Consider the following 14,870-nt stretch of genomic DNA (forward strand, 5'->3'; position numbering starts at 1 on the left):
CGAACGCCATCGAGGCCTTGAACGCCACGCTACGCCGGGCCGTGCGCGCCCGGGGCCACTTCCCGACCGACGAGGCCGCGCTGAAGCTGCTCTACCTGGTCTTGAACCGCTCCGAGAAGGCGTGGAAGATGGGCCCGCGTGAGTGGGTCATGGCCAAGGCCCAGTTCGCCGTCATCTTCGGCGAGCGCTTCACCCGGGCCATGGCGGCCTGATGTGCAACCCGCCGCCCAAACACGGAATTTCCGATAGTCCCGCCCGACCGCTTCGGCAAGGTCGGGACGGTCAAGCGCCGCTATTACGACTGGATGGCCCGCGGGGTGCTGTCCGACATCCTCGCGGTGCTCTCCGAGGAGGCCGACCTCGAATGGGTCTGCGTGGACGCCACCATCGTGCGCGCCCACCAGCAGGCCGCCGGAGCCCGCCGGGAAAAGGGGGCTCGAATGCCCAGGGCCTGGGCCGCTCCCGCGGCGGCCTGAGCACCAAGATCCACCTCGCCTGCGACGCGCTGGGCAACCCCGTGCGGTTACTCGCAGGCCCCGGCCAGCAGGGCGAGGTGTTGCGCGCGGCCGAACTGATCGAAGGGCTCGCCTGCCGCCACGTCATCGCCGACCGGGCCTACGATGCCGAACACTTCCACGATACCGTGCTCGACGCCGAGGCTCAGCCCGTCATCCCGCCGCGGCCCAATCGGCGCCGGCCGCACGCCTACGACAAGCACCTCTATAAAGAGCGCAACCTGATCGAACGCTGCTTTGCAAAGCTCAAACAATTCCGCCGCGTCGCCACCCGCTACGACAAGCTCCTCGTCAACTTCCTCAGCTTCGTCACCATGGCAGCCATCATCATCTGGCTCAAATAGTTAAATCCTCACTACGCCCTAGCCTGTTGTTGGTCACATTTTCTTCACGCGAGCCGGTCTCCACCTCGCTTGAAAATGCTCTAGCGCAGCCCGATGCCGGGGGTTGTGCGGCCGGGCAGGCGCGGCACCTTCGCGGTGCGCGACTCGATCGGGCCGCCGCAGGCGTAGACGAACTCGGTCTGCAGGTCAGTAAACACCGCCTCGCCGGTGATCTTGCAATCCTCGCGCACGGTCTCGTCGAGGTAGGTCCGCGCCGCGAGGCGGAAACGCGCCGCCCGCGTCTCGCCGGGGTCGCGCTCGGCGTAGCGGTCGCCGATGCCGCAGCCGGTGACCTCGCGCAGGGCGTTCGAGACGACGAGCATCCGCCGCTGCTGGCGCTGGTCGTAGACTTCGTAGGGATCGTTGCAGGAGATCGTGACTACCTGCGGCGTCAGGCTGACGTAGGTCTTGGAGATGTGGGAGAAGCCGGTGCAGCCGGTGACCGCGAGGCCCGTCGCGACGGCGAGGAGGAACGCCAGCCGCTGCATACCCGTCTCCACGCAACCCGCCCGCGGACCATCCCGCCCGGGCATTGAAGCCGCGATGGCCGCCCGGTCAAGCTCCACTGGGACACAGGTGCCGGCTTATGCGCCCCCACCCTCCCAATCCTCGACGCGCAAGCCCGGCACCCGCGCGAATTCGCGTACGTCGCGGGTGACGAGGATCAGGTTTCGGGCGAGCGCCTGGCCGGCGATCAGCGCGTCGTAGGGGCCGATCGGCGTTCCGGCCTCGGCGAACGCGGCACGAATCTCGCCCGCCTTGCGGTCGTCGTCCAACGCGAAATCCACGATCGACATGCGCAATCCCTCGAACGCTTCGAGGGCGACGTCGACGCGCAGAGCGCGAAAGGCTCCGAACAGAAGCTCGTGCGCGACGATGACGGAGAGGCCGTAAGCGCGTCTGGGATGGCCGAAGACCTTTTCGGTGACGACAGGTCTCCGGTTCATCACCGCGATCAGCACGTTCGTGTCGAGCAGGAACCTCTGTCGAAGAGCGCATCGAGACCGGGTCGGTCCTGCTGCGGCAAATCCTGCTCGACGGCCGCTAGAAGGCCCGTGGCGACCTCGTCGGTCAGGTGAGGAAACGACGCCTACTCGTCGTCCAACGGTTCGAGGATGACGGCGTAGCCATCGCGCCTGATCCGCACCGCCTCCGCGTCGAAGCGGAGTTCCTTCGGCAAGCGGACGGCCTGCGATTGCCCGGACCAGAACACCTTCGCGATGTCGGCCATGACTGCCACCTGCCATATCTTCCAAGGGATTTATGCAGATGGCGTCCAGGCAGGAAACGGGCGAGGCGGGCCCGCTACTCCGCCGCCACCGCCAGATACCGTGCCGGGTCGTAGTTCAGGATCGGCCCGAGCCAGCGCTCCACGGCATGGAGGTCCATGCCCTTGCGCTCGGCGTAATCCTCGACCTGGTCGCGCTCGACCTTCGCGACGCCGAAATAGTGTGCCTTCGGGTGCGCGAGGTAGAGGCCGGAGACCGACGAGCCCGGCCACATGGCGTAGGATTCGGTGAGCTTCACACCGATGCGGCGCTCGGCCTGGAGCAGGTCGAACAGGGTGACCTTCTCGGTGTGGTCGGGCTGCGACGGGTAGCCCGGGGCCGGGCGGATGCCGTCGTATTCCTCGCGCACGAGGTCTTCCGGCGCGAAGGTCTCGTCCGGCGCATAGCCCCAGAACTCGCGCCGCACGCGCTCGTGCATGCGCTCGGCGAAGGCCTCGGCGATGCGGTCGGCGAGCGCCTTGACCAGGATCGAGCGGTAGTCGTCGTTGGCCCGCTCGAACTTCTCGGCGATCCGCACCTCTTCCAGGCCCGCCGTGACGACGAAGCCGCCGACGTAGTCGGCGATCCCGGTCTCGGCCGGCGCGACGAAGTCGGACAGGCAGGTGTTCGGCCGGCCGTCGCGCTTCGACAGCTGCTGGCGCAGGCCGTGGAAGGTGGCGAGTTGCTCGGACCGGCTCTCCCCGGTGTAGAGGGCGATGTCGTCGCCTATCGCGTTGGCCGGCCAGAACCCCAGGATCGCCTTCGGGTTGAACCAGCGCTCGGCGACGATCTGCTTCAGCATCGCCTGCGCGTCGTCGAACAGGGCTTTGGCCGCCGGCCCCTGGTTCGGATCCTCGAAGATCGCCGGGTAGCGGCCCTTGAACTCGTAGGTCTGCAGGAACGGCGTCCAGTCGATGTAGGGCACGAGGTCCGCGACCTCGTAGGTGCCGAAGACGCGGGTGCCGGTGAAGCTCGGCTTCTTCTGTGCGTACTCCGTCCAGTCAATCTTGAAGGCGTTGGCGCGGGCCTTGGCGAGCGGCAGGCGCTGCTTGTCGAGCTCCGAGCGGGCGTGGGCGTCGGCGACCTTGGCGTACTCGGCCTGCACCTTCTCGATCACGCCGCCGCGGGTCTCCTTGGAGATCAGGCTCGACACTACGCCGACCGCGCGGCTGGCGTCGGTGACGTAGATCGCTTGGCCCCGCTGGTAGGACGGGTGGATCTTCACCGCGGTGTGGACGCGGCTGGTGGTGGCGCCGCCGATCAGCAGCGGCACGTCGAAGCCCTCGCGCTCCATCTCGGCGGCGACGTGCACCATCTCGTCGAGCGAGGGCGTGATCAGCCCAGACAGCCCGACAATGTCGACGTTCTCCTTGCGAGCGACGTCGAGGATCTTGGCCGCTGGCACCATCACGCCGAGATCGATGATCTCGTAGTTGTTGCAGGCCAGCACGACGCCGACGATGTTCTTGCCGATGTCGTGGACGTCGCCCTTCACGGTGGCCATCAGCACCTTGCCGGCGGCGCGGCGCTTGCCGTCGCCGCCGTTGGCGAGCTTCTCCGCCTCCATGTACGGCTCGAGGTAGGCCACCGCCTGCTTCATCACGCGGGCGGACTTCACCACCTGCGGCAGGAACATCTTACCGGAGCCGAACAGGTCGCCGACCACGTTCATGCCGGCCATCAGCGGCCCCTCGATGACGTGGAGCGGGCGCTCGACGCCCTGGCGCGCCTCCTCGGTGTCGGCGAGGATGTACTCGGTGATGCCGTTGACCAGCGCATGCTCGATGCGCTTCTCGACCGTGTTCTGGCGCCAGGTCAGGTCGGCGGTCTTGGCCTGGGCCGAAGCGCCGGTCTTGAAGCGTTCGGCCGACTCCAGCAGGCGGTCGGTGGAATCGTCGCGCCGGTTGAGGACCACGTCCTCGCACAGCTCGCGCAGCTCCGCCGGAAGCTGGTCGTAGACCGCGAGCTGGCCCGCGTTCACGATGCCCATGTCCATGCCGACCTTGATCGCGTGGTACAGGAACACTGCGTGCATCGCCTCGCGCACGGGCTCGTTGCCGCGGAAGGCGAAGCTCAGGTTCGAGATGCCGCCCGAGATGTGGGCGTGGGGCAGCGTCTCGCGGATGATGCGGGTGGCCTCGATGAAGGCGACGCCGTAGCCGTTGTGCTCTTCGATGCCGGTCGCCACCGCGAACACGTTCGGATCGAAGATGATGTCCTCGGGCGGAAAGCCGACCTCCTCGGTCAGCACCTTGTAGGCCTTGGTGCAGATTTCGACCTTGCGCTCCAGCGTGTCGGCCTGCCCCTCTTCGTCGAAGGCCATCACCACCACGGCCGCGCCGTAGGAACGGCACACCTTGGCGTCGGCGATGAACTTCTCGATGCCCTCCTTCATGGAGATCGAGTTCACGATCGCCTTGCCCTGGATGCACTTGAGGCCGGCTTCGATGACGTGGAACTTCGAGGAATCGACCATCACCGGCACGCGGGCGATGTCGGGCTCGGCGGCGACGAGGTTGAGGAACTCGACCATCGCCTTCTCGGAATCGAGCAGGCCCTCGTCCATGTTGACGTCGATGATGCTGGCGCCGGCCGCGACTTGGTCGCGCGCCACGTCGAGGGCCGCCGCATAGTCGCCTGCCGTGACGAGCTTGCGGAACTTGGCCGAGCCGGTGACGTTCGTGCGCTCGCCGACGTTCACGAAGGGAATCTCCTTCGTCAGCGTGAACGGCTCCAGGCCGGACAACCGCATCAGCGGCGCGATCGTCGGGATCGCTCGCGGCGTCTTGCCGGCGACGGCCTCGGCAATGGCGCGGATGTGGTCCGGCGTGGTGCCGCAGCAGCCGCCGACCATGTTGACGATGCCGCCCTCGGCGAACTCGGCGACGAGCTTGGCCATCGCCTCCGGGCTCTCGTCGTAGAGGCCGAACTCGTTGGGCAGGCCGGCATTCGGGTAGGCGCAGACCAGCGTGTCGCAGACGCGGGAGAGCTCGGAGATGTGGCCGCGCATCTCGCGGGCGCCGAGGGCGCAGTTGAGGCCGAAGGTCAGCGGCCGGCAATGGCGCAGCGCATTCCAGAACGCCTCGGGGGTCTGGCCCGACAGGGTGCGCCCGGACAGGTCGGTGATCGTGCCGGAGATCTGGATCGGCAGCTTGACGCCGCGCTCGTCGAACACCTGCCAGGTGGCCGCGATCGCCGCCTTGGCATTGAGGGTGTCGAAAATGGTCTCGATCAGGATCAGCTCGGCGCCGCCGTCCATCAGGCCGCGGACCTGCTCGGCATAGGCCTGCTTGACCTGATCGAAGGTCACGGCGCGGTAGCCGGGGTTGTTCACGTCCGGCGAGATCGACAGCGTGCGGTTGGTCGGGCCGACGGCGCCGGCGACGAACCGGCGGCGGCCGTCCTTCTCCTCGGCGAGCTTGGCGGCCTCGCGGGCGAGCCGCGCGCCTTGCGCGTTCAGCTCGTGAATCACCGATTCCATGCCGTAATCGCCTTGCGCGATCGTGGTGCCGGAGAAGGTGTTGGTCTCGCAGACGTCGGCGCCGGCCAGGAAGTAGTCGAGGTGGATCTGCCGGATCGCGTCGGGCTGCGTCAGGATCAGGAGGTCGTTGTTGCCCTTCTGGTCGTGGGAGTGGTCCTTGAACCGTTCGCCCCGGAAGTCGGCCTCGCCATAGCCGAGGCGCTGGATCACGGTGCCCATCGCCCCGTCGAGGACGAGGATCTTCTCCTTGGCGCGCTGGCGCAGGGCGGCTTCGATTTCGGTGCCGTCGACGGGGCGGAGGTCGGTCATGGATGTCTCACTCGTCATTCCGGGGCCGCGCAGCGGAGCCCGGAATCCAGAACCGCGACGGGTCCGGGAGGTCGGTTTCGGCTGTCGTCGAAGTCGTTTCGGCAAGGTCGGAGCGTCTGGATCCCGGGCTCGCCTGCGGCGCCCCGGGATGACGGAGCGGTCGAGCCGTCAGGCGGCCTTCGCCGCCATCACCTTCGGCGCCTGGGCACGCAGGCCGAGAAGATGGCAGATCGCGTAGACGAGGTCGGAGCGGTTCATCGAGTAGAAGTGGAAGTCGTTGACCCCCTCGTCCACCAGATCGAGCACCTGCTCGGCCGCCACGGCCGCCGCCACCAGCCGGCGAGTCTCGACGTCGCCCTCAAGCCCCTCGAACCGCGCCGCCAGCCAGTACGGCACCGAGGCGCCGGTGCGGCGGGCGAAGTTGGCAGCCTGCTTGAAGTTCTGCACCGGCAGGATGCCGGGGATGATCGGGATGTCGATGCCGGCGGCGCGCACCTTGTCGACGTAGCGCAGGTAGACCTCGTTCTCGAAGAAGAACTGCGTGATCGCCTGGTCGGCGCCGGCGTCGACCTTGGCCTTCAGCGCGTCGATGTCGGCGTCGAGCGAGGCGGCCTCGGGGTGCTTCTCGGGATAGGCCGAGACCGAGACCTTGAAGTCGCCGATCCGCTTGATGCCGGCCACGAGGTCCGAGGTCTGCGCGTAGCCGCCGGGATGCGGCCGGTAGGCGTGGCCGACGCCCTCGGCCGGGTCGCCGCGCAGCGCCACGATGTGGCGCACGCCGGCATCCCAGTAGGACTGCACCACCGCATCGATCTCGTCGCGGGTCGCGTCCACGCAGGTGAGGTGGGCGGCCGGCTTGAGGCCGGTCTCGGTCACCATGCGGGCGACGGTGTTGTGGGTACGCTCGCGGGTGGAGCCGCCTGCGCCGTAGGTCACCGAGACGAACTTCGGCCCGAGCGGCGCCAGGCGCTCGATCGAGGACCAAAGGATCTTCTCCATCTCCTCGGTCTTCGGCGGGAAGAACTCGATCGAGACGCGGATCGGGTGGTAGCCGTCGCGGCTGGCACGGTGGCGGATGGCGTTCGGCATGGGCTTCGTCCTCGATGTCGTTCGGTTCAGACGATCGTCACGGATATCTGGCCGCCTCAGGCGACGGCGCGCTCGGGTCGGATGGCCTCGGGCATCGCGCGGCGGTCCGCCGCGAGCCAGAGGGTGACGGTGAGCTGGGCCCTGTCCGTCGGTGCGAGGTCGCGGGTCACCTCGGTGTCGAGCCCGGCCTCGGCCAGCCAGCCCGAGACCTGGTCGGCGGCAAAGCCCAGGCGGCGGTGAGCCTGCGACTCGCGCAGGAATTCGAGGTCGTGCGGCGCGAAATCGACCACCAGCATCCGACCGCCCGGCGCCACGAGGCGGGCCGCCTCGCGCAAGGCGCGCCCAGGCTCGTCGAGGTAATGCAGCACCTGATGCACCACCACGAGGTCGAAGCTTCCGCGGGCGAAGGGCGGCGCGTGGATGTCACCTTGGCGTAGGTCGACCCGCGAAAGGCCCATCCGCTCGAGGTTGGCGCGGGCGACCGACAACATGGCGTGGCTCGAGTCGAGGCCGGTCGCGCGGGCGGCGAGCGGCGCCAGCAGCCCGAGCATCCTCCCGGTGCCGGTGCCGAGATCGATCAGGCTGCGGACCGGGCGCGGACCGAGCGCCGCCAAAACAGCCGCCTCGACGGTGGCCTCGGGCACGTGGAGCGAGCGCAGCTCGTCCCATTTCGGCGCGAGCCGCGCGAAGAAGGTCTTGGCGGTTTCCGCCCGCTGGTTGCGGACCGCATCGAGCCGGGCGCGATCCTCGGAGAGCGGTGCGCCGTCGCGTGCGAGCCCCGCGATCAGCGGATCGACGAGGCCGGCCCGGGTCTCGGACAAGCGGAAGAACGCCCAAGCCCCTTCGCGGTGGCGCTCGATGAGCCCGGCCTCGACGAGAAGCTTGAGGTGGCGCGAAATCCGCGGCTGCGACTGGCCGAGGATGTCGGTGAGGTCGGAGACCGAGAGCTCGCCCTCCGACAGCAGCGCCAGGATGCGCAGGCGCGTCTCCTCAGCCGCCGCCCGGAGCACACCGAGGGCGTCGGGGAAGGAGACCGGTGCCGTCGTCTGGGCGCGATCATGAGACATAAAGATATCTTTATGTTCGATCGCGTCTTGTGGCAAGCGCCTTTTCTTAAGCACGACGCCTATTCGGCATCCCACAGCCACGCAGCGCCGCGCACGCCGGAGGCGTCGCCGTGCAGGCTTTCGCGGATCGGCGTGTCGAAGCGGTCCGAGAACACGTGCGGCGCGGTCGCCGCCGGCAGTCCGCCGATCAGTTCCGGGACCCGCGAGAGGCCGCCGCCGATCACGACCACGTCGGGATCGAGGATGTTGACCACGTGGGCGACACCGCGGCCAAGCCGGTCGAGATAGGCGGCGAAGCTCGCCCGCGCGCCGGCCTCGCCTGCGCGCATCGCCGCGACGACGGCCTCGCCGGAGCGGGTGATGCCGGTGCGGCGGGCATGGTCGGCGGCGAGCGCCGGCCCCGACACCCAGGTCTCGATGCAGCCGTGGCGCCCGCAATAGCAGGCCGGCCCGGGCCGCTCGTCGTCGTCCGGGCTCGGCAGCGGGTTGTGACCCCACTCGCCGGCGATGCGGCCGCGGCCGGCGAGCGGCCTGCGATCCCAGGCGATGCCGGAGCCGACGCCGGTGCCGAGGATCACAGCCCAGACGAGGCTCGACCCGGCGCCCGCGCCATCCACCGCCTCGGACACCGCGAGACAGTTGGCGTCGTTCTCGATGCGGATGGGACGCCCGAACGCGGCTTCGAGGTCGGCGCCGAACGGCCGCCCGTTGAGCCAGTGCGAGTTCGCGTTCTTCACCAGGCCGGTCGCCGGCGAGATCGCCCCCGGCATCCCGACGCCGACGGTGCAGGGCGAGCCGGCCTCCACCTCGAGCCGGGCGACGAGCTCCGCGACCGTCCGCACCGTGCCGGCATAGTCGTTCCGCGGCGTCGGCACCCGAGCCTCCGCCAGAACGAAACCGCCGGCATCGAGGACGATGCCGGCGATCTTCGTGCCTCCGAGATCGATGCCGAGGCGGAAGATTGCCCCGGTGCGCGACCCGCTCACTCCGCGGCGGCGATCTTCGGCGCGGCCGGGCCGCTCTGGACCGTCATCGGCTCGGGCGTCTCGTCGGAGATGTGCGTGCCGATGGAGATCGGGTGCGCCATCACCTGGTTGAGCTTGGCCTTGTCCAGCTCGCCTTCCCAGCGCGAGACGACGATCGTCGCGACGCCGTTGCCGATGAGGTTGGTCAGGGCGCGGCACTCGGACATGAACTTGTCGACGCCCAGCACCAGCGTCATCGCCGCCACCGGGACGGGGGTGCCCGGGATCGCGGCGAGCGTCGCGGCCAGGGTGATGAAGCCGGCGCCGGTGACCCCGGAGGCGCCCTTCGAGGTCAGCATCGCCACGAGGAAGATCGTCGCGTACTGGCCGAAGGTCAGGTCCGCACCCACCGCCTGCGCCAGGAACAGGGTGGTGAGCGTCATGTAGATGTTGGTGCCGTCGAGGTTGAACGAGTAACCCGTCGGGATCACCAGGCCGACGACGGAGTCCGAGGCGCCGAGGCGCTTCATCTTGGTCATCATGTGCGGCAGCACCGTCTCAGACGAGGAGGTGCCGAGCACGATCAGGAGCTCGTCCTTGATGTAGGCGAGGAACTTGAAGATCGAGAACCCACAGAACGCCGCGATGCCGCCGAGCACGACGAAGATGAACAGCAGCGAGGTGGTGTAGAAGGTGCCCACGAGCCAGGCGAGGTCGACGACCTTGCCGATGCCGTACTGGCCGACCGTGAAGGCCATCGCGCCGAAGGCCCCGATCGGGGCGAGCTTCACGATCAGCCCGATGATGCGGAAGAACACCTGGCCGGCGGCGTCGATGCCGTTGGTGATCGCCTCGCCCTTCGCGCCCATTCCGGTGAGCACGCAGCCGGTGAGGATCGAGATCAGCAGCACCTGGAGCAGGTCGCCGGTGGCCATCGCGTCGAAGAAGCTCTTGGGGATGAGGCCCAGGATGTGCGCGATGGTGGAGTCGGCGGCAGCCTTGCTGGCGTAGCTCTCGACCGCCTTGGCGTCGAGCTTGGACAGGTCGGCGCCGAATCCCGCGCCCGGCCGGACGACCTCGCCGACGACGATGCCGATCAGCAGCGCGAAGCTCGAGACGACCTCGAAATAGATCAACGCCTTGAGGCCGACGCGACCGACCTTCTTCAGGTCGCCGATCGAGGCGATGCCGTGCACGATGGTGCAGAAGATGATCGGCGCGATCATCATCTTGATCAGGGCGATGAAGCCGTCGCCAAGCCACTTCATCGCCTTGCCCCAGCCGGGGTCGACGTAGCCGAGCAGGATGCCGAGCGCGATCGCGATCAGCACCTGGATGTAGAGCACCTTGTACCAGGGCTCCGGGGCGACCGCCTTCGCGGTCCCCGCCACGCTCGTCGAACCGTGCATCGCCTGCGCCATGATTTCGCCCGTGCACGCTTGCCGTGCACCCTCCCATTTTGCCGGAGGCTAGCGAAGTTGGCTCCAAGCCTCAACGGCGGCTGAGTATTTCCACACGCCGAACCCGTGACAAAAACCTGTTCCTCCAGGAAAAACGGCCTTTTCGCGGCAGAGTACAGGGGGCACTGAAGTCGTAGCGGTCGCGTCGACATCGACGCCGGACGGTGTCGTCCATCGGCCGGATTGCTTGATTGCCGGAGCTTCATCGTGCCCCAGATCCGTGCCGCCCTCCCCGCCGCCGGCGGCCTCCTCTGCCTTGCCCTCACCCTGCCGGCGAGCGCCGGGATCGTGGCTCAGGTCGACCAGTCCCGCCAGCGCATGCGCGTCTACGTCAACGGCGCGCTCTCGCACGATTGGCCGGTCTCGACGGCGCGTAGCGGCTACGTGACGCCGAACGGCAACTTCCGGGTCGGGCTGATGGCGCCGATGTGGCGCTCGCACAAGTATCACGGCTCGCCGATGCCGCACGCCATGTTCTTCCGCGGCGGCTACGCGATCCACGGCACCTACTCGGTCGGGCAGCTTGGCCGCCGCGCCAGCCATGGTTGCGTCCGCCTGGCGCCCGGCCATGCCAGCCGCCTGTTCAGCCTGGCCAGGAGCTACGGCGGGGCGAGCGTCGTCATCCGTCGCTGACCCGTAGCGGCGGCCCCGAACGGCGAGGACCGCCGCCGCAGCTGCGGCGACGGTCCTCTGACGTCGAACGATCAGTGTAAAAGCGGTCTATCACTCAGGTCTGTTGCGTGCGACGGGGCCGGACGGTCCAGCGCTCGAAGGTCGAGGCCGGATCGTCGCCCGCGGGCTCCTGCGGCGGCTGCTGGATTGCTGCGCCGAGCGCCTGCGACAGGCTCTCGATCACGTCGTCGATCCGTGCGTCCTGCGGCTGGGCCTCGGCGGCGTGCTCAGGCTCGGCCGACGCGACATGTGCCGGCGCCGGGGCGGGCTCGGGTTCGGACGCGACCGGCTCCGGGGCCGCGGGCTCGGGAGTGGGCGGCGCCTCGACGACGGGCGCGGCGGCAACTGCCGCTGCTACAGCCGGCGCGCCGGAACCCGCGATCCGCCGCAGCGCGTCGACGACGCCGTCCTTCTCGGCCGGCTTGTCGCCGGTCCGCGCATTCGCGCCGTAGCGGCCGAAGCCGAAGCGCGGCTCGATCAGGTCGAGGACGGCGTCGAGCGCCGCGTTGCTCAGACCGATCTCGCCCGTGGACGGGATGCCTTGGAGCGCCAGCGCCTGGCAATCGAAAGTGGCGTCGTCCGTCACGTCACGCCCGAACCAAGCCGGGGCGCTGAAGGCCGCGGCCTCGCCGGGCTCGTCGAAGCTCACGCTGACCAGATCGAGGCTGCCCGGGCTGACGTAGCGGTCGATGATCGCCTCCTTCGCGCCGAGCGACACCGCGGTGCGGTCGTAGGCGGCCTTGCCGGAGCAGACGTCTAGCAGCGCGTCGCCGTGGGCGCGGGGAACGTCGGTCCGCTCCTCGGCGGCCGCACCCTGCGCATCCTTGGTCACCAGGACGAGGTGGCATTGCTGCCCGTCGACCCGGACGAACGAGGTCCGCCCGCCCTGGGGTGCAAAGTAGCCTTCGGTGATCCGGCCGCCGCCGCGCTCCTTGCGGATCAGACGCACCAGGGCCGGTGCCACGAGAAACCGCCGGACGACGCTCATACTCAACCTCCGCTCAAGGACGCTCCGGCGACCGCCGGAGATGCCGCCCGTACTGCTTCGTGCGGCGAAGACCGCAGGGGAGGCCGGGCGAAGCGTTAAAACGCCCGGCCGTCCCGCGCGTCGATCCTGGCGGCGCGTGCCTGTCGTCCGCCAAGGAAAGGGCCTTCGCCGCCCGTCGATCCGCTTAGGGACTAAGCAAAAAGCCGACGAAATCAAGACCGGGACGCCGCAAGACCTTGGATGACGCTCGTTATCCTGCCTCAGACCGTTCCCGAGGCCGGCTCCTTCGGCGCGAACGCGAGGGATGTTCCGTTCATGCAGTAACGGAGGCCCGTCGGCGCCGGGCCGTCGTCGAAGACGTGGCCGAGATGCCCCTTGCAGCGGGCGCAATGCGCCTCGGTGCGAACCATCCAGTGGCTGCGATCGACCTGCGTCTCGACTGCGCCGGGGAGCGGCTCGAAGAAGCTCGGCCAGCCGGTTCCGGATTCGAACTTGGTCTCGTTGACGAAGAGAGGCGTGCCGCATCCGGCGCAGGTGAAGGTGCCCGGGCGCTTTTCCGCGAGCAAGCAACTCGTGCCGGCGCGCTCGGTGCCGTGCTCGCGCAGCACCCGGTACTGCTCGGGCGTGAGCGTCGCCTTCCACTCGGCCTCGCTCCGGGCCTCCGGCGCCGACATCGTATCCGATCCGCTCATCGTATCCTCCGCTTGTGGATGTCGGCGCGATATGGGGCCGGGCGGCCGCGCCTGCGAGCCGGTCACGCCGCCGCGCCGACGGTGTCGGCCATGCGCGCCTCGCGCTCGCCGAGCGGCAGGGCGGGTCCCGTGGTGGTGTCCTGACCGGTCTGATGCTCGATCTCGGCGTTGATCTCGCCGCCGAGCAGCACGATCGTGGAGGAGATCCAGATCCAGGTCATGAAGCCGATCACGGCGCCCAGCGAGCCGTAGGTCTCGTTGTAATTGCCGAAGCTGGAGACGTACCAGGAGAACAGCAGCGAGGCCACGAGCCAGAGCAGGCCCGCCACGACGCTGCCGACCCCGACCCAACGCCAGCGGGCGCGCTCGCGGCTAGGGCCGTAGCGATAGAGCAGCGACAGGCCGCCGAGCAGCACGACCACCAGCGCAGGCCAGCGCAGGGCCGCGACATACCAGGCGCCCTCGCTGATACCGATGAAGTTGAACACCACCGGCAGCACCACGATCGAGCCGAGCGCGAAGATCGTGAACACCAGGGCGCCGACGGTGAAGGTGAGCGAGCGCAGGTTCAGCATGACGAAGCTACGCTTCTCCTGCTCTTCGTAGACGACGTTCAGCGCGTCGAACATCGCCTTCATCGCGGCGTTCGCGCTCCACAACGACAGCACAAGGCTGGTGAAGAACGTCAACCCGAGGGTGCCGCCGCCCTTGGCGGCGATCCGCTTGACCTGTTCGCCGATGATCTCGATCGCACCCGAGGGTAGCACGCCCTGCAGGCTGGCGAGGTGATCGTTGATGACGTTCACGTCGGCGAAGAGCCCGTAGCAGGAGACGAGCGCCGCCACCGCCGGAAACAGCGACAGCAGGGTGTAGAAGGTGACGCCTGCGGCGACCGACAGCACGCGGTCCTTGTTGAACTCGAGGAACGTGCGAACCGCGACGTCCTTCCAGCCGGCGGCCGTGATCTGGGTGGGATCGGTGGCGGCCCGGCCGCGCTCGGGCTGGGTGTCGGCGACGCGCTGCGCCGACCGGCCGGAATGCGACCGTGCGCCGGCCTGCCCGTTCGGCGCGACCCGCTGATGCGGCCGCGGCTCGAAAGCTGGATCCGCGGTGGCGGTCGCCTCCGGCATGCCCTTCCGCGTCTGCGCCGCCACGAGGGCGATCAGCGCCGAACCCAGCATCAGCATCCAGACGACCGACCCGTCCTCCGACGACGCGCTTCGGGGACCGGGGGAAGGCGTAGGCATGCTGACAGAACCCGGGCGCGAACAGCCGCGCTTCCCCGCTAGAACGTCGTCTGTCAGGGAGCGTTCCCCGTCGGACGGTTCCGTACACACGACATCGTATCGCCTCGTCGGCGATCGGGGAGCGCGATGGTTTCGGTTTTTCAGGCGCTGTCCGGAACACGCGTCCGTGTCGATCAATAGGAATCGCGATTACGGAGCCTGTTCGGCACTCCAATGCTCCGTGTGCCGCCTCCCGCGGCGCAGAGGTTCGGCCTCGCGAAAGTCCTTTGGCATTAGGGATCAGTCGGCCGGCCGACCGATCCCACGGGGCGAACCCGCTCTCAGCGGGTGGGCGCGCTGGTGCCCTTGCCGGATGCGCCCGGCGTCGATCCGGCGCCGGCATCGTTGGCGCCGGTGCTGTTGGACGTGCCGGAGCGGCTCTTGTCGCCGGTGGTCGGCCCGCTGCCTGCCGCGCCCGGGGACGAGCCCGCGCCGGCATCGTTCGGGCCTGTGCTGTTCATGGTGCCGGATTTGGTGGTGCCCGAACCACCCTCGGCGGCAAGGGCGACCGATCCGAGGAGCAGCGTTCCGGCGAGGGCGAGCGTGAGCGCTTTCATGGCGTTTCTCCCTAGGAGCGCGTCCGAGTAATCCTCTCGACGGCGGGGCCGGAGGGTGATTCACTTGGCTCATGGCCAAGGTGTTTCGCTCCTGGGATGTGGATCAGGGCTGGTTGCTGCCGCCCTCGCTGCACGAGT

At 68.7% G+C, this 14,870-nt stretch carries 13 protein-coding genes and 2 pseudogenes; 3 read left to right on the top strand and 12 right to left on the bottom strand.

Annotated elements, in window-relative coordinates; all coding sequences use genetic code 11:
* Window positions 1–212: transposase (locus tag FV226_RS23815; RefSeq protein WP_147764870.1), on the top strand; the 212-nt coding region annotated here is incomplete at its 5' end.
* Window positions 213–281: 69 nt separating this feature from the next.
* Window positions 282–859 (top strand): annotated as a pseudogene (locus tag FV226_RS23820) (IS5 family transposase); the annotation flags it as partial.
* Window positions 860–939: 80 nt separating this feature from the next.
* On the opposite strand, the gene FV226_RS23825 reads toward FV226_RS23820, so the two are convergent.
* The 8 genes and pseudogenes from FV226_RS23825 to FV226_RS23860 all read right to left on the bottom strand — a co-directional run bounded on the left by FV226_RS23825 (window position 940) and on the right by FV226_RS23860 (window position 10,486).
* Entirely contained in the window at window positions 940–1,386 is a 447-nt protein-coding gene (locus FV226_RS23825; protein WP_147752403.1) for a hypothetical protein, read from the bottom strand.
* Between the two features lie 96 nt (window positions 1,387–1,482).
* Window positions 1,483–1,875 (bottom strand): type II toxin-antitoxin system VapC family toxin, encoded by a 393-nt coding sequence (locus FV226_RS23830; protein ID WP_281406054.1) that lies wholly within the window; start codon window positions 1,873–1,875, stop codon window positions 1,483–1,485.
* 116 nt (window positions 1,876–1,991) lie between these two features.
* A pseudogene (locus FV226_RS23835) lies at window positions 1,992–2,129 on the bottom strand (AbrB/MazE/SpoVT family DNA-binding domain-containing protein); the annotation flags it as partial.
* 74 nt (window positions 2,130–2,203) lie between these two features.
* Window positions 2,204–5,956, bottom strand: a complete 3,753-nt coding sequence (metH, locus tag FV226_RS23840) for a methionine synthase (RefSeq protein ID WP_147764874.1) — start codon at window positions 5,954–5,956, stop codon at window positions 2,204–2,206.
* Between the two features lie 168 nt (window positions 5,957–6,124).
* On the bottom strand, window positions 6,125–7,045 hold the full coding sequence (metF, locus tag FV226_RS23845) for a methylenetetrahydrofolate reductase [NAD(P)H] (protein ID WP_147752399.1): 921 nt from the start codon (window positions 7,043–7,045) through the stop codon (window positions 6,125–6,127).
* A gap of 56 nt (window positions 7,046–7,101) precedes the next feature.
* Window positions 7,102–8,112, bottom strand: coding sequence for a metalloregulator ArsR/SmtB family transcription factor (locus FV226_RS23850; protein ID WP_147764875.1), 1,011 nt, complete (start codon window positions 8,110–8,112; stop codon window positions 7,102–7,104).
* Window positions 8,113–8,171: 59 nt separating this feature from the next.
* Window positions 8,172–9,098, bottom strand: a complete 927-nt coding sequence (locus tag FV226_RS23855) for an ROK family protein (protein ID WP_246691719.1) — start codon at window positions 9,096–9,098, stop codon at window positions 8,172–8,174.
* On the bottom strand, window positions 9,095–10,486 hold the full coding sequence (locus tag FV226_RS23860) for a dicarboxylate/amino acid:cation symporter (protein ID WP_147752408.1): 1,392 nt from the start codon (window positions 10,484–10,486) through the stop codon (window positions 9,095–9,097). The genes FV226_RS23855 and FV226_RS23860 overlap by 4 nt, the downstream gene beginning before the upstream one ends.
* A 258-nt stretch (window positions 10,487–10,744) precedes the next feature.
* Here FV226_RS23860 and FV226_RS23865 point away from each other — a divergent pair, with 258 nt between their 5' ends.
* Window positions 10,745–11,170 (top strand): L,D-transpeptidase, encoded by a 426-nt coding sequence (locus FV226_RS23865; protein ID WP_246685592.1) that lies wholly within the window; start codon window positions 10,745–10,747, stop codon window positions 11,168–11,170.
* Window positions 11,171–11,264: 94 nt separating this feature from the next.
* Here the strand turns inward: FV226_RS23865 and FV226_RS23870 are convergent, their stop codons facing one another.
* The 4 genes from FV226_RS23870 to FV226_RS23885 form a co-directional block, all read right to left on the bottom strand.
* Entirely contained in the window at window positions 11,265–12,197 is a 933-nt protein-coding gene (locus FV226_RS23870) for a hypothetical protein (protein WP_147764876.1), read from the bottom strand.
* A gap of 260 nt (window positions 12,198–12,457) precedes the next feature.
* Entirely contained in the window at window positions 12,458–12,889 is a 432-nt protein-coding gene (gene msrB, locus FV226_RS23875) for a peptide-methionine (R)-S-oxide reductase MsrB (protein WP_147764877.1), read from the bottom strand.
* Between the two features lie 62 nt (window positions 12,890–12,951).
* Complete coding sequence (locus FV226_RS23880) at window positions 12,952–14,136, bottom strand: YihY/virulence factor BrkB family protein (RefSeq protein ID WP_187278838.1); 1,185 nt, start codon at window positions 14,134–14,136, stop codon at window positions 12,952–12,954.
* Window positions 14,137–14,456: 320 nt separating this feature from the next.
* Entirely contained in the window at window positions 14,457–14,732 is a 276-nt protein-coding gene (locus FV226_RS23885; RefSeq protein ID WP_147764878.1) for a hypothetical protein, read from the bottom strand.
* Window positions 14,733–14,870: the final 138 nt, after the last annotated feature.

The sequence above is a fragment of the Methylobacterium sp. WL12 genome (assembly GCF_008039475.1).
Classification (GTDB): domain Bacteria; phylum Pseudomonadota; class Alphaproteobacteria; order Rhizobiales; family Beijerinckiaceae; genus Methylobacterium; species Methylobacterium cerastii.